This is a genomic window from Vibrio sp. RE88, from assembly GCF_013113835.1.
Classification (GTDB): domain Bacteria; phylum Pseudomonadota; class Gammaproteobacteria; order Enterobacterales; family Vibrionaceae; genus Vibrio.
The window spans coordinates 782,313-801,182 of the sequence record NZ_VTYQ01000003.1; the positions used below are offsets into that span (position 1 = coordinate 782,313).

The window sequence follows — 18,870 nt, forward strand, 5'->3', positions numbered from 1 at the left end:
TTCTTCCTTTAACTTCAGTTCTTAGCCTGAAGTTTTTGTATTCACGGTAAGTGCGTCTTCAACTAACGCTTTCTGTTGTTTCAAGTGTACTGACATGTAACCTACTGCAGGTGATGCTGACGCTGGACGTCCAGCGTATTTAAGATCTGCACCTGCCGGAATAGCAGCACGGAAGTTATGTTGGCTTGAGTACCAAGCGCCTTGGTTTTGCGGCTCTTCCTGACACCAAACAAAGTCTTCTACATTTGTGTATTGCTCGATGGCAGCTTTAACTTCTTCCAGAGGGAAAGGGTAAAGTTGCTCAATCCGCACAATCGCAACGTCTTCTTGCTCATTGTTACGACGTTGTTCCAATAGGTCGAAATACACCTTACCTGAACAGAAAACAACGCGTTTCACTTTCTTCGCATCCAGCTTATCTATCTCAGCAATCGCTGGCTGGAAGGTGCCTTCAGCAAGCTCTTCAAGCGATGAGGTACATAGTGGGTGACGAAGCAATGACTTAGGAGACATCACGATAAGAGGACGACGCATCGGGCGCACCACTTGACGGCGAATCATGTGGTATACCTGAGCTGGCGTAGATGGCACGACAACCTGCATGTTTTGCTCAGCACAAAGCTGTAGGTAACGCTCCAAACGTGCAGAAGAGTGCTCTGGTCCCTGACCTTCATAGCCATGTGGCAGCAACATTGTCAGGCCACACAGACGTGCCCATTTTTGCTCACCAGACGAGATGAATTGGTCGATAACTACCTGTGCACCATTAGCAAAGTCACCAAATTGCGCTTCCCAAATAGTCAGGCCGCTTGGCTCTGCTGTGGCATAACCATACTCAAATGCCAATACCGCTTCTTCTGACAGAACAGAGTCATATACTTCAAAAGGTCCCTGTTTGTCGTGAATGTTGGCCAATGGTACAAATGTACTTGCATCCGTTTGGTTGTGAAGAACTGAGTGACGGTGGAAGAAAGTACCACGACCCGAGTCCTGCCCAGAAATACGAATACGCTTACCATCATCAACCAGAGTCGCGTAAGCCAGTGTTTCTGCCATGCCCCAGTCAATCGCTTTCTCACCGCTTAACATCGACTTACGATCATTGTATAGCTTGTTAACACGGCTCTGTAGCTTGTGACTGTCTGGGTACTGACAAATGCGCTGCCCCAACTCTAGCAAACGTTCTTTTTGGAACTCATTGTCCCATTCAACATCCCAATCATGTCCAATGTACGGAGCCCAGTCGACAGAATGGAGTGCCATTGGACGCCACTCTTTAACGACGACTTCACCACGATCCAAAGCATCACGGTATTCGTTTACCAATTGAGTCGCTGTATCAATACCGAATTCCCCACGCTCAATTAACACGTCAGCATACAGCTTACGTGGCGTTGGGTGCTTCTTAATTTTTTGATACATCAATGGCTGAGTTGCGTTTGGCTCATCCGCTTCGTTGTGACCATGGCGACGGTAACAAACCAAATCAATCACAACATCACGTTTAAATTCATTACGATAATCAAGAGCAATGCGAGTTACGAATGCAACGGCCTCTGGATCATCAGCATTAACGTGGAAAATTGGTGCCTGTACCATCTTCGCAATATCAGTACAGTACATGGTCGAACGCGTGTCGTTCGGGTTTGACGTAGTGAAACCAACTTGGTTGTTCACAACGATGCGAACAGTACCACCAACTCGGAAACCACGAGACTGAGACATGTTAAATGTTTCAGCAACAACCCCCTGACCCGCAACTGCAGAATCACCGTGAATAGTGATCGGAAGAACAGTGCTGCCCTCGGTATCACCAAGACGGTCTTGACGTGCACGAACCGAACCAATAACTACTGGGTTAACAATCTCAAGGTGAGACGGGTTGAAAGCTAGCGCTAAATGCACATCGCCGCCTGGGGTAGCGAAATCTGCTGAGAAGCCCTGGTGGTACTTAACATCACCCGTACCCCATGTTTCATCATGCTTACCCGCAAACTCGTCGAACAGATCCTGAGGCTTTTTACCCAGAACGTTAACCAGCATATTCAAGCGACCACGGTGTGCCATACCAATAACAACTTCGCGCATGCCGTTTTTACCAGCGTGGCGAATCAGTTCTTTCATCATTGGAATGAGCGCATCACCACCCTCAAGCGAGAAGCGTTTAGCACCTGGGAATTTAGCACCCAAGTATCGCTCTAGGCCTTCTGCAGCGGTCAGCTCTTCAAGAAACTCTTGTTTCTCTTCTTTGGAAAAAGAAGGCTTACCTACAACTGATTCTAAACGCTGCTGGATCCAACGCTTTTGCTCAGTGTCCGTCATGTGCATGTATTCTGCACCAACGGAACCACAGTAGATTTTATTGAGAGAGGAGTAGATGTCTTTCAGCAACATGGTGTCTTGACCAATTGCAAAAGAACCGACGTTAAACGATTCTTCGAAGTCATCTTCGGTGAGATTGTGGAATGCTGGGTCTAGCTCCGCCACTATTGGACGTTGCCATAAACCGAGTGGATCAAGTTCTGCAGCTTCATGACCGCGGAAACGGTATGCGTTAATAAGTTGAAGAACTTTTACTTGCTTAGCGTCGACATCTGGATCACTAACTTGGACATTGTAATGCTTTGTTTCTTGAGCGAGTCGTCGGAAGTAGTCGCGGACACGCGAATGAGGCTGCTCAACAACCTCTTCAGAAGGCTTGGGCAAGCCATCAAATACACGTTTCCACTCCTCACTTACCAGATCGGGATCACTTAGATACAGTTCGTAGAGATCTTCTACATAAGTTGCATTGGCGCCAGCCAAGTGTGAAGACTCGAGCCATGCCTTCATCACGCCGTTGTGCATATTTTCCCTTAACCAGTAGTTTTCACGTTTGCTTCGGTCTATGCCGAGCTATAAAGAGCCGGTCACCTGAGTGACCGGCAATTTTTATTGTTTATTAAACCGAACGGTTGACCAGCATGGTCTTAATGTGACCGATGGCCTTCGTTGGGTTTAGTCCCTTAGGACAAACACTTACACAATTCATGATGCCATGGCAACGGAAAACGCTAAATGCATCATCAAGATTTGACAAACGTTCATCTGTTGCCGTATCACGGCTATCGATTAGCCAACGATACGCAGCAAGCAAGCCTGCAGGACCGATAAATTTATCTGGGTTCCACCAGAACGATGGGCACGAAGTCGTACAACATGCACACATGATACATTCGTACAATCCATCCAAGTGAGCGCGTTCATCAGGAGATTGAAGGTTCTCGCGTGATGGTGGCAGTGCATCGTCATCAATCAGGAATGGTTTGACCTTCGCGTAGTTATCGTAGAACTGAGTCATATCGACAATCAAATCACGAACCACTGGCAAGCCAGGTAATGGACGAATTACCAGCTTGTCACCTGCTAGTGCAGATAACGGCGTGATACAGGCCAAACCGTTTTTACCATTCATGTTCAGGCCGTCTGAACCACAAACCCCTTCACGACATGAACGGCGGAATGCGATTGTTGGGTCTTGTTCTTTAAGCAGAATCAAAGCGTCCAAAACCATCATGTCAGAGCCTTCGTCTACTTCAAGGATATAATCCTTCATGTATGGCTTATCATCGACATCTGGGTTGTAGCGATACAAAGAGAAGTTCAGTTTCATCATTCATTCCTCCCTTAGTATGTACGTACTTTCGGCGGGAAAGCTTCACGGTGAACTGGCGTCATGTTGACATCACGCTTAGTCATCGCTTCCGTTTCCGGGTTATAAATAGAGTGGCATAGCCAATTCTGGTCATCACGCTCAGGGTAATCAAATCGAGCATGTGCACCACGACTTTCAGTACGGTAGTTTGCCGCAACTGCTGTCGAGAAGGCCGTTTCCATCAAGTTGTCTAGCTCCAGACACTCAATGCGCTGAGTATTGAACTCAGACGATTTGTCAGCAAGGTGTGCGTCTTTCAAACGCTCTCGAATAACTTTCAGTTCCTCTAGACCCGTTGCCATTGCGTCACCTTCACGGAAAACCGAGAAGCTGTTTTGCATACACGTTTGTAGGTCTTTACGAATCTGTACTGGGTCTTCACCACCGGTGCTATTTTCCCAACGCATAGTACGCGCTAGAGATGCTTCAATGTCAGATTCTGTCGCTGGGCGAGCTTCTGTTTGAGCCGCCAACGTTTCGCCTAGGTGTAGACCAGTAGCACGGCCGAATACAACCAAATCAAGCAGTGAGTTACCACCTAAACGGTTAGCACCGTGAACAGATACCGAAGCAATTTCACCACAAGCAAACAGGCCTTGAACTTCAGATTCGCTGCCGTCAGCCGCTTGTTTAATCGCCTGACCTGAAACCTGAGTTGGTACACCACCCATCATGTAGTGACAAGTAGGGATAACTGGGATCGGTTCTTTCACCGGGTCTACGTGAGCAAACGTACGTGAAAGCTCACAGATACCTGGTAGACGAGACTCAAGAACATCTTTACCTAGGTGGTCCAGTTTCAGTTTGATGTGAGGACCCCATGGGCCATCACAGCCACGGCCTTCACGGATTTCGATCATCATTGAACGTGCTACAACGTCTCGACCCGCAAGGTCTTTCGCGTTAGGCGCATAACGCTCCATGAAGCGCTCACCATCTTTATTAAGAAGATAACCACCTTCACCACGACAACCTTCGGTAACCAGTACACCTGCACCTGCAATACCTGTTGGGTGGAACTGCCACATTTCCATGTCTTGCATTGGCACGCCTGCGCGTAGCGCCATACCAACACCATCACCAGTATTGATGTGTGCGTTAGTCGTTGAAGCGTAGATACGACCAGCACCACCAGTGGCTAGAACGGTCGCTTTAGATTTGAAGTAACAAATCTCACCCGTTTCCATACAGATTGCTGTACAACCCATGATGGCACCGTCTTGGTTCTTAACCAGATCAAGCGCATACCACTCAGAGAAGATAGTGGTTTTGTGTTTTACATTTTGTTGGTACAGAGTATGAAGCAGTGCGTGACCAGTACGGTCAGCAGCAGCAGCAGTACGAGCAGCTTGCTCGCCACCAAACTCTTTCGACTGGCCACCAAACGGACGTTGGTAAATCGTTCCGTTATCAAAACGAGAAAATGGAAGACCCATTTTTTCTAATTCAATAACCGACTCAGGACCATTCTTACACATATACTCGATAGCATTTTGGTCACCGATGTAATCCGACCCTTTTACTGTGTCGTACATGTGCCATTGCCAATCGTCTTTGTGTGAGTTACCCAGTGCTACGGTAATACCGCCTTGAGCAGAAACAGTGTGTGAACGAGTAGGAAATACTTTAGATAGCAAAGCACAAGTCAGGCCTTGCTCAGAAATTTGTAGCGCAGCACGCATGCCTGCACCACCAGCGCCGATTACTACGGCATCAAATTCGCGAACTGGAATAGACACTTACGCACCCCACAGAATAAATAGACCAGAGAAGAAGTAACCAAATAGCACTGCAATGATACCTAGCTGCAGAAATCCGCGAAGCTTAGCGCTTTTGATGTAGTCTGTAAGAACTTGCCATAGACCAATCCAAGCGTGGATAAGAACGGATACCAACGCAAGCATGGTAAAGACTTTAGTAAAAGTCCCACCGAAGAACTGTGTCCAAGATACGTAAGAAATATCTGAGAAAGCACAGAAGCTCACCAGATAGATAGTATAAAGCGTCATAATGATTGCAGTTGCACGAATTAATAGGAAATCGTGCACACCATTACGACCAAAAGATGAAATGTGTTTTACCATACCAGAATCCCCGCAAGTACAGACAGAACGGCCGTCGCTGCGAATGCAACCTTAGCGCTCATTGCGCCAGATTCCAGCTCTTCAAAATGACCTAGGTCCATCAACAAGTGACGAATACCACCTGCTATATGGTAGGCCAAAGCCGTCAAAATACCCCACAAAATAAATTTCACAAAGAAACCGTCAACGATGTCGACAGCTTGTGCGTAACCTACAGGGGAAGACAGGGAAATGGATAATAACCAAAGAAGTATCCCGATCGCGACAAACGTAATTACACCTGAAACTCGGTGCAGGATAGATGCGATTGCTGTGATCGGAAAGTTGATAGTCTGCAAATCTAAATTAACAGGTCTTGACTTTCTTTCTTTCACGGGCTTGCTCACTCAGCTCCATTGAAGCATTTATTGTTATGAACGAAATTTGATTGCAAACCTACAAAAGTTAACATTTATTTAACAACAAGCAGGCAAAAAACCGGGATAAATTTGTAAAATATTTGTTAACAACAAGATTTGAAACATCACCTCACATTTGTTTCAAACCTTGAATTTATAAGGTTTCCACCAAAATTTACGGCGCCACTATACGGCTGGAAACATTTTAGCACAATTGATGTAACAATTTTTGCTACACAGAACAGATTTTTAACCTTATACGTATAAAAAATCAAAACAAGTGCACAAGTCGGAGGAGAAAAATTGACTTTGATAACGAACACACGTACAAAAATGTCACACAAACATCCTGGACGGATTAAATAATAAACAAAGGAGATTGTTATGGCAGATAAGAAAGCGACCCTTCATGTTGAAGGTCAAGCGCCTATCGAACTGCCAATTATGGAAGGTGCCCTTGGCACACCTGTAATTGACGTTCGTAAACTTGGAGCAAATGGTTATTTCACTTTTGACCCAGGTTTTCTTGCCACTGCATCCTGTGAATCTCAAATCACCTACATCGACGGCGGCAAAGGCATTCTTTTGCACCGTGGTTACCCGATTGATCAGTTAGCTAATAACGCTGATTACCTAGAAGTATGTTACATCCTTCTTTATGGTGAAGCCCCTACACGAGAACAATACGAGCAATTCAAAGTCACTGTCACTCGCCATACTATGGTGCATGAGCAGATCGCGAGCTTTTTCCACGGATTCCGCCGCGACGCACACCCAATGGCAGTAATGTGTGGTGTAGTTGGCGCTTTGGCAGCCTTCTACCACGATTCACTAGACATCAACAACGACACTCACCGCGAGATCACGGCTTATCGTCTACTGTCGAAAATGCCGACGCTTGCTGCAATGTGTTACAAGTACTCTATCGGTCAGCCATTTATCTACCCACGTAACGACCTAAGCTACGCGGAAAACTTCCTACACATGATGTTTGCTAACCCATGTGAAGAATACGAAGTAAACCCAGTGGTTGCACGTGCGATGGATAAGATCTTCACCCTTCACGCAGACCACGAGCAAAACGCTTCAACCTCAACGGTTCGTCTTGCTGGTTCTTCAGGTGCAAACCCATTCGCATGTATTGCCGCGGGTATCGCATCACTTTGGGGACCTGCACACGGCGGTGCTAACGAAGCGTGTCTGAAGATGCTGGAAGAAATCGGCAGTGTCGACAACATTCCTGAGTACATTGATCGTGCTAAAGACAAGGATGATCCATTCCGCCTAATGGGCTTTGGTCACCGTGTCTACAAGAACTACGATCCACGTGCGACAGTAATGCGCGAAACGTGTCATGACGTTCTAAAAGAACTGAACATTGATGATCCTCTACTGGATGTAGCAATGGAACTTGAGCGTATCGCTCTGTCTGATGAGTACTTCGTATCTAAGAAGCTGTACCCGAACGTAGATTTCTACTCAGGTATTATTCTGAAGGCGATTGGTATTCCGGTTTCTATGTTCACGGTAATCTTCGCACTTTCACGTACGATTGGTTGGATCGCTCACTGGAACGAAATGCACAGTGATCCACTGAACCGCATTGGTCGTCCGCGTCAGCTTTACACTGGTGAAACTCAGCGTAACTTCAAGCCAATTCACGAACGCGAATAAGAAGCTAGAAGCTAGAAGCTAGAAGCTAGAAAAATTAAGGGTTGATGCTTTCGCATCAACCCTTTTAATATTTTTTGGAGTTATAAAAGCGAGGTTTGAATCGCTTCGCCCATATTGGAGACTCTCTTCATAAGTACAGCCTCCGATTGGTTCTGCTCCTTTAGCGATTGTGAACCTTAAACTGGGTTATCAATATCAATAAACTCAACATCCAAGTCGTGTTCTTTAACCAACCACTCACCAAGAGCTTTGATGCCATAACGCTCTGTTGCGTGATGCCCTGCTGCAAAATAGTGTATATCCATTTCTCTGGCTGTGTAGGTAGTGCGCTCGGAGATTTCACCCGAAATAAATGCATCCAGACCATGCTTTACTGCTAACTCGATAAAGTCTTGCCCACCACCAGTACACCAACCTACAGTTTCAATTATTTTGTCTGCATTATCAGGTGAAATATGTAAAGGATTACGACTCAGTACTTTTTCTATCTTTGCTGAGAAATCTGCACCAGTCATCGGCTGTTTCAGACGACCAAACATTGCCACTGATTGCGGATGTCCTTCCAGACCACCTTCCACGTTAATATCTAATAATCGTGCTAGCTCTGCGTTGTTACCGAGCTCAGGATGAATATCCAACGGCAAGTGGTAGCCGAACAAGTTAATATCATTTTTGATTAGCGTTCGGATGCGATTCCCTTTCATTCCACGAATAGGCTCAGGTTCTCCTTTCCAGAAATATCCATGATGAACGAGCAATGCATCCGCCTTCAACTCAACCGCTTTGTTAATCAGAGCTTGAGAGGCCGTCACACCCGTTACCACGCGTTTAATGTCTGTTTTACCTTCGACCTGTAAACCGTTCGGTGCATAATCTTTGATGAGTTGAGGAGAAAGCTTTTCGTTAAGAATCTGTTCCAGCTGTATATTGTTCATTGTGACTTCCAGTAACTGCACGATTTGCAAAGTGTATTGCAACTATATAAAGGATGCTAGTTTCAATCGGTTGCGGTTACAATAGCGTCAATTTCGTTTTAAAGGATCAGAGATGAATCAGCTACAGCGTTTTTACCATTGGATTGCCTCTTCACCATCTCTGTTTACGCTAACTCCACCATTCGAGTCTCTGCAGACTTTGCCGGTACATCCCTTAAGTGACCCAAATTATCGCGGTAACCCTAGACTCGGTTTTCTATATCAACATTTATGTACCCAACTTCTCGTCAATAGTGGTCGATATTCTATAGAGCTAGAAGAAGTCCAAATCCATCGGGAAAATGGTCAGACACTTGGGGCCATCGATCTGATTTTGAAAAATGAAAGTTCGAATCAGTTAGAGCACTGGGAAGTGGCAATTAAATTCTATTTATTGCATCAAGGCATTTGGTACGGCCCTAACGCCCACGACCAGCTGGATAAGAAACTTGATCGCATGCTCTCTCATCAATTAAAAATGAGCAGTTCAAAGCAATTTTCATCTAAGTACCCAGAATTAGACAATTTAACTGAGCATCTCCTGCTTCAGGGGAGGCTCTATATTAATCCATTTTCCACCGAGCCCATTCCCACACACTGCCTAGGCTATGAGATCGACACAACCCAAATATCAGGGTTTTGGTGCTATGAAAGCCAGTGGGAACTCATTGATGAGCCTTTATACCAGCTAGACAAACCTTTCTGGGCAACAGGTAGGCAAGATTTTGAGCAGCCAATTACCAAACCTGATGGCCGATTTGTTCACGCACAAACTGAACAAGGGCAATTTTGGTTTGTGGTTCCAGACCACTGGCCTAACGGATAGCCAAATGAAGCACAGTTCTCTCCATATAATGAGAGTTCTAACCCGCAAAAAAGAAAAGGCTGACACTCGGTCAGCCTTTTTCTTAAGCTTAAGTATTTAATTTACAAGCCAGCGTCAGCAAACACTTGATTCACGATCTCTTGCGCTTCGGATTCAATGCGCTTTAAGTGCTCTTCACCTTTAAAGCTTTCACAGTAAATCTTATAGATATCTTCCGTACCTGATGGGCGCGCCGCAAACCAACCGTTATCAGTCGTGACTTTGAGGCCACCAATCGCAGCACCGTTACCCGGAGCATGCGTCAAGCGAGCAGTGATCTTATCTCCCGCCAGCGTCTCTGCTTTGACCATCTCTGCAGACAGCTTTTTCAGTACCTCTTTTTGAGGCCCACTTGCTACGGCTTGAATACGGTTATATTGAGACTCGCCATGCTTAGCGGCCAACTCTTCATAATACTCTTGTGGGTTCTTACCAGTGACTGCCGTGATTTCAGCAGCTAGCAGACAAAGGATGATGCCGTCTTTGTCTGTTGACCATGGTGTACCATCTTTACGCAAGAACGAAGCGCCTGCACTTTCTTCACCACCAAAGCCGAACTTACCTTGATATAAGCCATCAACAAACCACTTGAAGCCAACTGGCACTTCACACAATTCGCAGCCTAAGTCTGCCACTACACGGTCAATCAAGGCACTGGAAACTAGTGTTTTACCCACTGCAACTTCACTTCCCCAACCTTGGCGATGGCGATACAGGTAATCAATGCACACAGCTAAGAAATGGTTCGGGTTCATTAAGCCTTTAGGCGTCACAATACCATGGCGGTCATAATCGGGATCATTACCAAAAGCGAGATCATACTCGTCTTTCAACGCCAACAGACCAGCCATAGCGTAAGGTGACGAACAATCCATACGCACAACGCCGTCTTTATCCAGAGACATGAACTGGAAAGAAGGGTCAATCGCTTCGCTGACTAGAGTGAGATCCAAGTTATACGCCGCTGCAATTTGTCGCCAATAGTCGATCCCGCTGCCGCCAAGTGGATCAACCCCGATCTTGAGGTTTGCTTTTTGGATTGCATCCATGTCAATCACATTCACAAGATCGTCAACGTATGGCTTAACTAAGTCTTTCTCTGTGAAAAGCGCTGATGCTTTTGCTTCCGCTAATGGCATACGCTTAACACCTTGCAAGCCCTCAGCAATCAGGACATTTGCTCGGTCTTGTATCGCCTGAGTCAATTCACCTTCTGCTGGACCACCATGCGTTGGGTTGTACTTGATACCACCATCTTGCGGCGGGTTGTGCGATGGCGTGATAACAATGCCATCCGCCTTATCTTGATGTTTAAGGTTATGAGTCAAAATCGCGTGTGACACCCCTGGCGTTGGCGTGTAACCATTGTCCTGCTGTACAACAACTTCAACACCGTTTGCAATCAACACTTCCACAACACTGGAGAAGGCAGGCTCCGACAGAGCATGCGTATCTTTGCCTACAAATAGAGGCCCGGTCGTTTCTTTCTCAGCACGCACCTCCGCTATCGCTTGAGCGATCGCTAGGATATGATTTTCGTTGAAGGTAGATTTGTCCGCTGTACCGCGGTGTCCAGAAGTGCCGAATTCAACTTTGTGTTCTGGATTAGCCGGGTCAGGTTGAAGTAGGAAATAGTTTGCGACAAGTGCAGGGATATTATGCAGGTCCTGCTGTTGGGCTTTTTGTCCCGCACGTGGGTGCATAGCCATTTTGACATCCTTTCTTAAAAATTATCAGAAACAAAAAAACCTCATAATACTCAGAGCTATTTGAACATTATGAGGTTTAAATCAGAATTCTTAAATTGAGTTCGTGACCTTCTCAATTAAATCAGCGGGGAAGTTCATTCTCGCCATCAACTGATCAACCATTTGGCGCTTGCGACTGGTGTTGTTGTTAGTAATCACCCAGAAAGGCGAGCCAGGAATCGCTTTTGGTTTTGTCGTGTTACCGCTCTCTAGCAGAGTTTGCTCATTGTTAGCAAAATATACACGCTTACGACCTTTGACTTGAGTTGCTTCTGAAAATCCCTGCGGGTCAATGCGGTTCAGAGTCGACAATACCAACATGAATCGATCGATGGCCTTTTTCAGACCAGCAAACTCATCAGAAATGAGCAGCGAGCGCATTGCTTTTACGCTGTCTACTTTCTCTTCTTTTGCAGCATCACGGCTTACCACAATTCCTTTAGGTTGTGCGGCTTGGACTACAGGTGTTGATGGTTGATTCTGCTCATCAACCGCGAGAAGGCGACGTAAAATGTCTGATGCACTTTCACCGATGTGTTGGGTTTGACCTGCGATGTAACGGTATAGATCCTCATCAACCTCAATTGTTTTCATTCGCTTTTCACAATCTCTATGTTTAAACTCTGTGGGATTATATACCCAAGTCCCCTCAATATGCGAGTTCCAGATTTGCTATCTGAAGTAGATCAATGGCCGAATGAGGCGCTACGTTAAACCAGTCACGAATATAGTAAAATGTCACAACTGCTCAACTACAAAATCGAAGGTGAGGGTCACACCATAGTTTTGATCCACGGCTTATTTGGCAACCTAGATAACCTTGGTCTGCTAGCCCGAGATTTACGCCAAGATTTTCAGGTGGTCAGCATTGATCTGCGCAATCATGGTTTGTCTTTTCAATCCTCTCAACACAATTATGAATTGATGGCTCAAGACGTGTTAGACACGCTGCAACACCTTGGTCTTGAACGCTACATTCTGATTGGTCATTCGATGGGCGGCAAAGTGGCAATGAAATTAGCAGGGCTTGCCCAAGATCAAGTTGAAAAACTATTGGTTTTAGATATGGCGCCAGTCGCGTACGGCCAACGTCGACACGATAATGTCTTTGCGGGCCTAAAAGCAGTACTTGAACAGAAACCGACTTCACGTAAGCAAGCACTGGACATTCTCGCGCAGCATATCGAAATGGAAGGCGTCAGGCAGTTTCTTGGCAAGTCGCTATACAACAATGGTGAGCATTTAGAATGGCGGTTTAACGTTGCAAGTCTTTGGGACAATTACTCTCAGATTCTGGGTTGGAATCCAATAGATAAAATCACCACTCCGACTCTGATGGTGAAAGGTGGAGACTCAGACTACCTCACAGCAGAGCATCAAGGTGAAGTGCAAAAACAGTTTGCCAATGTAAAGGCGCATGTCATCGCCAATACTGGTCACTGGTTACACGCAGAAAAGCCTCAGGAAGTTCTGCGCGCTATACGCAAATTTATCGCTTAAAAACAGAATGAGAGGTCTGTTGCGCCCTGCCCGTTAACTTTATCTTTTAACAGTGGTATAGTGCGGCGCAAGTAATCTGGCATAAAGGGATTCCATGCTTTACGACTATATGAACATGCTCGAGTCAATTGGTCTCGATTTACTTTTTGCGTCTATCTTCTTCTTTATTGGTATGGCGATAAAAGATGTCCTCAAAGCGGGGAATGTTCCACCTTTCGGTCGTCGTATAGTTTGGCTCGTTCTGTTCCTGGGCTGCGCTGGTTTTGTCGCTAAAGGCCTCATTCAGCTGAGCTGGGAAGGAACTGGGTTGGGTTGATCCCTCTTTGATTGGCCACAACAGAAAATAGTAAAGGTAACGAATCTATGGCAAGTGTAGGTATCTTCTTTGGTAGCGACACAGGTAACACTGAAGCTGTTGCAAAGATGATTCAAAAGCAACTAGGTAAACAACTAGTTCACGTACAAGATATCGCGAAAAGCAGTAAAGAAGATATCGATAACTTCGATCTTCTGTTGCTTGGTATCCCAACTTGGTATTACGGTGAAGCACAATGTGACTGGGATGATTTCTTCCCTGAGCTTGAGCAAATCGACTTCTCAACTAAGCTTGTTGCTATCTTTGGTTGCGGAGACCAAGAAGATTACGCAGAGTACTTCTGTGATGCAATGGGCACCGTACGTGATATCGTCGAAGCGAAAGGCGGTACTATTCTCGGTCACACTTCGACTGAAGGCTATGAGTTTGAAGCTTCAAAAGGCCTAGTTGAAGGTGATGACAGTCAGTTTGTCGGCTTATGTGTTGATGAAGATCGTCAGCCAGAGTTGACTGACGATCGCGTGAGCAACTGGTGTAAACAGATTCACGAAGAAATGTGCCTAGCCGAATTAGAAGGCTAAGCCCGAAATTTTGAAAAAACCTCCCTTGCGGAGGTTTTTTTATGCCACTTGTTCTTCACCTTCATCGTCTTCACGGTATTGGGGCTTCTTACGAACATACAGTTTACGTTGGACTTCAGAGACGACATTGCCATTTTTGTCTTTGACATAAATGATGAACTCAGGGAAACACTTATCGCCGTTGGCCGTTTGACTTAAGATGTCATCAAGTAAGTCCTGAGGAACAATAAAGTCCGCATACAGATCGCTTTGTCCCGGTTTAATAAAATTGATACTCGCTTCTTTATCCCACACAAAATAGCGCTCACCTAAAATTCCCATCAGCATCAACGAGTAGACAGGGTCAGTGAGAGAAAAGATGCTTCCGCCATATTGAGTCCGATTGGCGTTCTTGTTCCACCAGCGCAGTTTAAGTTTCATCTTTACCTGACGGAAATCTTCGCTGATGGAAATGATCCGAATCCCAGCCCCCCAGAAGGGCGGCCATATGTTAAGGGCAAATTTTACGATTCCGGGCTTGTATATTTTTGCCAGCGATTTATTCATTCTTCCATCCCTGAAAATAGAGTGTTAACAACAAGATGTTAATTAATTGTAACTGGTCTGATGTGTTTTATCAGTGACGTTGCGCGAGTTTACAAAAAAATACTAGTAACCCTTTGAAGTTCGTGGTTTATTGTTATCTTGTACTACCCTATAATGATAGGAATATTGAACTCTGTTATTTACTGCAGATCATCAACAGGAAAGTATATGTCAGACAATAACCAAGCTCTTAAGGACGCTGGTCTAAAAGTTACCCTTCCGAGACTGAAAATTTTAGAAGTATTACAACAGCCGGAATGCCAACATATCAGCGCCGAAGAACTGTACAAAAAGCTTATTGATCTTGGTGAAGAGATCGGCCTGGCAACAGTATATCGAGTTCTGAACCAATTTGATGATGCAGGTATTGTCACTCGCCACCATTTCGAAGGCGGCAAGTCAGTGTTTGAACTGTCCACTCAACATCACCATGATCACCTTGTATGTCTGGACTGTGGTGAAGTTATTGAGTTTGCCGACGACATTATCGAAGAACGCCAAAAAGAGATCGCTTCACAATACAATGTGATTCTGACAAACCACAGTTTGTATCTTTACGGCAAGTGTGCTGACGGTAGCTGTCGAGATAATCCAGACGCTCACAAGAAGAAATAATAAAACGCTCCCAATTGGGAGCGTTTTTTCTATGCGACGTTTTTTACTTGTTGAGAATCTTCACTGGCTTTGAGTCTAGGCAGCGGATTTCTCGATCCTACCGCTTCTTCAATAGAGTTGAAGCCATCGGCCTTCAATAACTTTACTAACCCGCGATTAATTTCATTGATGTTCTGTGGCCCATCGAAAATCATGGTTGTAATCATGTGCAATAAACTGGCACCAGATGTGATTTTTTCGTAAGCATCTTTTGCAGTAAATACACCACCAACACCGATGATAGTCAGCTCCCCTCGAGTACGGCGATAAACGTGACGAATCACGTTGGTTGAAATGCGCTGCAATGGTAAACCACTCATCGCTCCTTTGTGATAAGGCAACTCCTCTTTGACGTATTCCTGATTAAATGCAGGCTTCGCCAAATTAGTCAGAACTACGCCATCAATATTGTGTTCCACACACTTGTCTACGATGGTGTTAATTTCTTCTAGCTCTAGATCCGCGGCAAGTTTCACATAAATAGGTCTCCCTTCGACTCTATACTCATTCACTGCTATCAACAAAGCGTCTAAGTTACTTGGATCAACGAAGGGTTCACCATCTTGTGTGTTTGGACAACTAATATTGATGGTGTAATAGTCACCGATGTCTTTAAATAACGACATGGTTTTAGTGTAGTCTTCGATGGACTCCTGAAGATCAAACTCTGGGGTAATATTGGATTTAGCGGCATTGATGCCCACTTTTAATCTGCCAAAGTTTGTCCCTTGGAGTCGAGATGAGATCTTTTCCGCGCCTTGATTGTTTAGGCCATACCAAACCAATATCGATTTAGACTTAACCATTCTGAATAAACGCTTCCCTGGATTGCCTGGACAAACCTCCCCAGTAAACGAGCCTAACTCTGCTAGACCAAACCCGATTGATGGGTAGATCTTGGTAAGCTCACCATCTTTGTCAAACCCAGCTGATAAACCCACAGGATTGCGGTATTCAATGCCATCGACCTTCGTTTTTAAGCTGGCATGGTTGTAGTCAAACAGCAAACCAGTCAGCCCTCTCGTCAGCAGGTTGGAGCCCATGAATACTCCCACTTTCTTAAACATGTAATGCGCATCTTCTGGGTCCATCAGGAAAATAAGTGGACGGGCGATACGGTACAGAACTCTCAGCAATAGATTCCTTAATCCTATTAGGAAGCTCATTACTATCTCCTTACTTTTCATTTATTAGATTTGTGTTGTTTTAGGTACATAACGACCTCACAACAAACCTTAATGGTAATCATTCTCATTTTCATCTAATATTTGGCTAATGTGTGATTTGAGGTAAAGATATGAAGCGAGTAATTCACAAATTGATCAAACGCAGGAATATGGCTACGACCCCAAGAATGGCTCGATTAGGTGAAGAAACCGACAAGGTACGTTGGTTGCCTAGCAATCATGTGTTTTATCTGTTCGAAACGCTGAAACTGCAATATGAGAGCTGCAATGGGCTTATTACGATTGAGAAAGTCAATGAACACAATCTGCATGAATTGTGCAAGACACTTGAGTCAAAAACGTGCTTTAAACCGAATAGAGTCGCTGGGATTCAATCTTTGTTTTCAATCTCATTATGCGGTGTCGGATGGGAGGAGTATCAGGGGAAAAAGCGGGTTCGAGCGATTCCTCAAGCCGCTGTATTTCGATTTGAGAGTCTGCATCAACAACCCTCAGAAACTAGCTTAACATCGCTTTCAGCGCCAGCAGTACATCACTCTGAATTAAATCTTTCTGTAACTCCGAGTATCAAAAAGGTTCACAACCTGTCACTGAATCAGTTTTTTTCCACATTAAGATTGCTTAACCAAAGCGTTCCTCGTTTTTATCGTCAGTCTATGTCGATCAACGCCGCTAACTTTGACTCTGAATTAACGCTTTCCGATGAACGAGAATGCTATGTTGCCACAAGACAAATTTTGGATAAAAAAATGCCCGTACTATGACGGGCAATATCGTTATTCAGTTTCTAGGAAACGCGGCTTACTTTGACTCAATCTTAGCCCAAGTATCGCGTAGGCCAACCGTGCGGTTGAACACTAGCGCTTCAGGCTTAGAGTCTTTCGCATCAGTACAGAAGTAGCCCATACGTTCGAACTGGTAACCTTTCTCCGCTTCAGCAGACACTAGGCTTGGCTCAACAAAACCCTTCATCGTAACTAGCGACTCTGGGTTGATTGTTTCTGCGAAGTTATCCGCCGCTGCTGGGTTAGGCACTGTGAATAGACGGTCGTATAGACGAATCTCAGCAGGCAAGCCTTTATCAGCCGATACCCAGTGAATTACGCCCTTCACTTTGCGGCCATCTTCTGGGTTCTTGCCTAACGTATCTGCATCGTAAGTACAGAAGATTGTAGTGATGTTGCCTTCAGCATCTTTCTCAATGCGCTCAGCTTTGATCACGTACGCACCGCGTAGACGAACTTCTTTACCTAAAACAAGACGCTTGTACTTCTTGTTAGCTTCTTCACGGAAGTCTTCACGTTCGATCCAAACCTCACGAGTGAACGGTACTTCGCGCTCGCCCATTTCTGGTTTGTTAGGGTGGTTAGCTACGGTTAGTGTTTCCACCTTACCTTCATCGTAGTTTTCGATAACAATCTTAACGGGATCAAGAACCGCCATCGCGCGTGGCGCGTTCTCGTTGAGATCATCACGAATACAAGATTCTAGCGAACCCATCTCGATCATGTTGTCTTGCTTAGTAACACCAATACGCTTACAGAACTCACGGATTGAACCAGGCGTGAAACCACGACGACGCAAACCAGAAATCGTTGGCATACGTGGGTCATCCCAACCGTCAACTAGGTTTTCAGTCACAAGTTGGTTTAGCTTACGCTTAGACATCACTGTGTATTCAAGATTTAGGCGGCTGAACTCGTACTGATGCGGCTGACAATCAATGGTGATGTTTTCCAGCACCCAGTCATACAGACGACGGTTATCTTGGAATTCCAGCGTACACAAAGAGTGCGTAATGCCTTCCAGCGCATCAGAAATACAGTGTGTGAAGTCGTACATTGGATAAATGCACCACTTATCACCTGTCTGGTGATGTTCAGCAAAACGTACACGGTAAAGAACCGGGTCGCGCAGCACAATGAAAGATGACGCTAGGTCAATCTTAGCGCGCAGACACGCCTTACCTTCTTCGAAACCACCAGCGCGCATTTTCTCAAACAACGCTAAGTTTTCTTCAGGAGTACGATCACGATATGGGCTTGGCTTACCTGGCTGGGTAAGCGTACCGCGGTACTCACGGATCTGCTCAGGACTTAGCTCTTCAACATACGCTAAGCCTTTCTCAATTAATTCAACCGCGTAGCCATAAAGCTTATCGAAGTAGTTTGATGAGTAACATACTTCACCATCCCACTCGAAGCCTAACCAGCTCACATCATTCTTAATAGACTCAACGTATTCGACGTCTTCTTTTTCTGGGTTAGTGTCATCAAAACGCAGATTACACTGACCCTGATAGTCCTGAGCAATACCAAAGTTTAAGCAAATTGACTTAGCGTGACCGATATGCAGGTAACCGTTCGGTTCCGGCGGGAAACGAGTATGCACGCTAGTGTGTTTACCATCCGCTAAATCTTTATCGATGATTTGGCGAATGAAGTTCGATGGACGAGCCTCAGCTTCACTCATCTATAGCACCTCAATTGTTTAGTATTGTCAGATAAAAGTTCTCTGGGACGGCCCTTAGCAGTACCAGATATATAACGGCTAATGATCCACAATTCTTTGCAGTTACACAACTATAACCGCAGTTTAAATGGCAATAAT

Annotated in this window: 18 protein-coding genes; 7 read left to right on the forward strand and 11 right to left on the reverse strand. The window is 45.2% G+C overall.

Annotation, left to right across the window (positions count from 1 at the left end; genetic code table 11):
- Window positions 1–21 precede the first annotated feature (21 nt).
- From sucA to sdhC, 5 genes are all read right to left on the reverse strand, one after another.
- Window positions 22–2,847 carry a 2-oxoglutarate dehydrogenase E1 component gene (sucA, locus tag F0265_RS09590; RefSeq protein WP_171748678.1) on the reverse strand — a complete coding sequence of 942 codons (2,826 nt, stop codon included), beginning with the start codon at window positions 2,845–2,847 and terminating at the stop codon, window positions 22–24.
- 94 nt (window positions 2,848–2,941) lie between these two features.
- Window positions 2,942–3,652 carry a succinate dehydrogenase iron-sulfur subunit gene (locus F0265_RS09595; RefSeq protein ID WP_006959575.1) on the reverse strand — a complete coding sequence of 237 codons (711 nt, stop codon included), beginning with the start codon at window positions 3,650–3,652 and terminating at the stop codon, window positions 2,942–2,944.
- 14 nt (window positions 3,653–3,666) lie between these two features.
- Window positions 3,667–5,433 carry a succinate dehydrogenase flavoprotein subunit gene (gene sdhA, locus F0265_RS09600; RefSeq protein ID WP_019275577.1) on the reverse strand — a complete coding sequence of 589 codons (1,767 nt, stop codon included), beginning with the start codon at window positions 5,431–5,433 and terminating at the stop codon, window positions 3,667–3,669.
- Complete coding sequence (gene sdhD / locus F0265_RS09605; protein WP_171748679.1) at window positions 5,434–5,778, reverse strand: succinate dehydrogenase, hydrophobic membrane anchor protein; 345 nt, start codon at window positions 5,776–5,778, stop codon at window positions 5,434–5,436.
- Window positions 5,772–6,164: a succinate dehydrogenase cytochrome b556 subunit gene (sdhC, locus tag F0265_RS09610; protein ID WP_006959581.1), complete on the reverse strand. Its 393-nt coding sequence runs from the start codon at window positions 6,162–6,164 to the stop codon at window positions 5,772–5,774. Before sdhC ends, sdhD begins: the two co-directional genes overlap by 7 nt.
- Window positions 6,165–6,560: 396 nt before the next feature.
- On the opposite strand from sdhC, the gene F0265_RS09615 reads away from it, so the two are divergent.
- On the forward strand, window positions 6,561–7,850 hold the full coding sequence (locus F0265_RS09615) for a citrate synthase (RefSeq protein ID WP_006959582.1): 1,290 nt from the start codon (window positions 6,561–6,563) through the stop codon (window positions 7,848–7,850).
- Window positions 7,851–8,026: 176 nt separating this feature from the next.
- Here the strand turns inward: F0265_RS09615 and F0265_RS09620 are convergent, their stop codons facing one another.
- Window positions 8,027–8,785, reverse strand: a complete 759-nt coding sequence (locus F0265_RS09620) for a Nif3-like dinuclear metal center hexameric protein (RefSeq protein WP_171748680.1) — start codon at window positions 8,783–8,785, stop codon at window positions 8,027–8,029.
- Window positions 8,786–8,897: 112 nt separating this feature from the next.
- On the opposite strand from F0265_RS09620, the gene F0265_RS09625 reads away from it, so the two are divergent.
- Window positions 8,898–9,650, forward strand: a complete 753-nt coding sequence (locus F0265_RS09625) for a DUF1853 family protein (RefSeq protein WP_171748681.1) — start codon at window positions 8,898–8,900, stop codon at window positions 9,648–9,650.
- 101 nt (window positions 9,651–9,751) lie between these two features.
- On the opposite strand, the gene pgm is transcribed toward F0265_RS09625, so the two are convergent.
- Entirely contained in the window at window positions 9,752–11,398 is a 1,647-nt protein-coding gene (gene pgm / locus F0265_RS09630; RefSeq protein WP_171748682.1) for a phosphoglucomutase (alpha-D-glucose-1,6-bisphosphate-dependent), read from the reverse strand.
- A gap of 90 nt (window positions 11,399–11,488) precedes the next feature.
- Complete coding sequence (gene seqA / locus F0265_RS09635; RefSeq protein WP_006959587.1) at window positions 11,489–12,031, reverse strand: replication initiation negative regulator SeqA; 543 nt, start codon at window positions 12,029–12,031, stop codon at window positions 11,489–11,491.
- A gap of 141 nt (window positions 12,032–12,172) precedes the next feature.
- On the opposite strand from seqA, the gene F0265_RS09640 reads away from it, so the two are divergent.
- The 3 genes from F0265_RS09640 (at window position 12,173) to fldA (ending at window position 13,834) form a co-directional block, all read left to right on the forward strand.
- Entirely contained in the window at window positions 12,173–12,937 is a 765-nt protein-coding gene (locus F0265_RS09640) for an alpha/beta fold hydrolase (RefSeq protein ID WP_095561110.1), read from the forward strand.
- A 94-nt stretch (window positions 12,938–13,031) separates the two neighbouring features.
- Window positions 13,032–13,253 (forward strand): DUF2788 domain-containing protein, encoded by a 222-nt coding sequence (locus tag F0265_RS09645; protein WP_006959589.1) that lies wholly within the window; start codon window positions 13,032–13,034, stop codon window positions 13,251–13,253.
- A gap of 47 nt (window positions 13,254–13,300) precedes the next feature.
- Complete coding sequence (gene fldA / locus F0265_RS09650) at window positions 13,301–13,834, forward strand: flavodoxin FldA (RefSeq protein WP_171748683.1); 534 nt, start codon at window positions 13,301–13,303, stop codon at window positions 13,832–13,834.
- 39 nt (window positions 13,835–13,873) lie between these two features.
- Here fldA and F0265_RS09655 read toward each other — a convergent pair whose 3' ends face one another.
- Window positions 13,874–14,380, reverse strand: coding sequence for a DUF4442 domain-containing protein (locus tag F0265_RS09655; protein WP_038156581.1), 507 nt, complete (start codon window positions 14,378–14,380; stop codon window positions 13,874–13,876).
- A 207-nt stretch (window positions 14,381–14,587) separates the two neighbouring features.
- Here F0265_RS09655 and fcrX point away from each other — a divergent pair, with 207 nt between their 5' ends.
- Window positions 14,588–15,034, forward strand: coding sequence for a ferric iron uptake transcriptional regulator FcrX (gene fcrX / locus F0265_RS09660; protein WP_006959592.1), 447 nt, complete (start codon window positions 14,588–14,590; stop codon window positions 15,032–15,034).
- Between the two features lie 29 nt (window positions 15,035–15,063).
- On the opposite strand, the gene F0265_RS09665 is transcribed toward fcrX, so the two are convergent.
- Window positions 15,064–16,239, reverse strand: coding sequence for a quinone-dependent dihydroorotate dehydrogenase (locus tag F0265_RS09665; protein ID WP_171748684.1), 1,176 nt, complete (start codon window positions 16,237–16,239; stop codon window positions 15,064–15,066).
- 131 nt (window positions 16,240–16,370) lie between these two features.
- On the opposite strand from F0265_RS09665, the gene F0265_RS09670 reads away from it, so the two are divergent.
- Window positions 16,371–17,024, forward strand: coding sequence for a hypothetical protein (locus F0265_RS09670; protein ID WP_171748685.1), 654 nt, complete (start codon window positions 16,371–16,373; stop codon window positions 17,022–17,024).
- 37 nt (window positions 17,025–17,061) lie between these two features.
- Here the strand turns inward: F0265_RS09670 and glnS are convergent, their stop codons facing one another.
- Window positions 17,062–18,732 (reverse strand): glutamine--tRNA ligase, encoded by a 1,671-nt coding sequence (gene glnS, locus F0265_RS09675; RefSeq protein WP_038513132.1) that lies wholly within the window; start codon window positions 18,730–18,732, stop codon window positions 17,062–17,064.
- Window positions 18,733–18,870 lie beyond the last annotated feature (138 nt).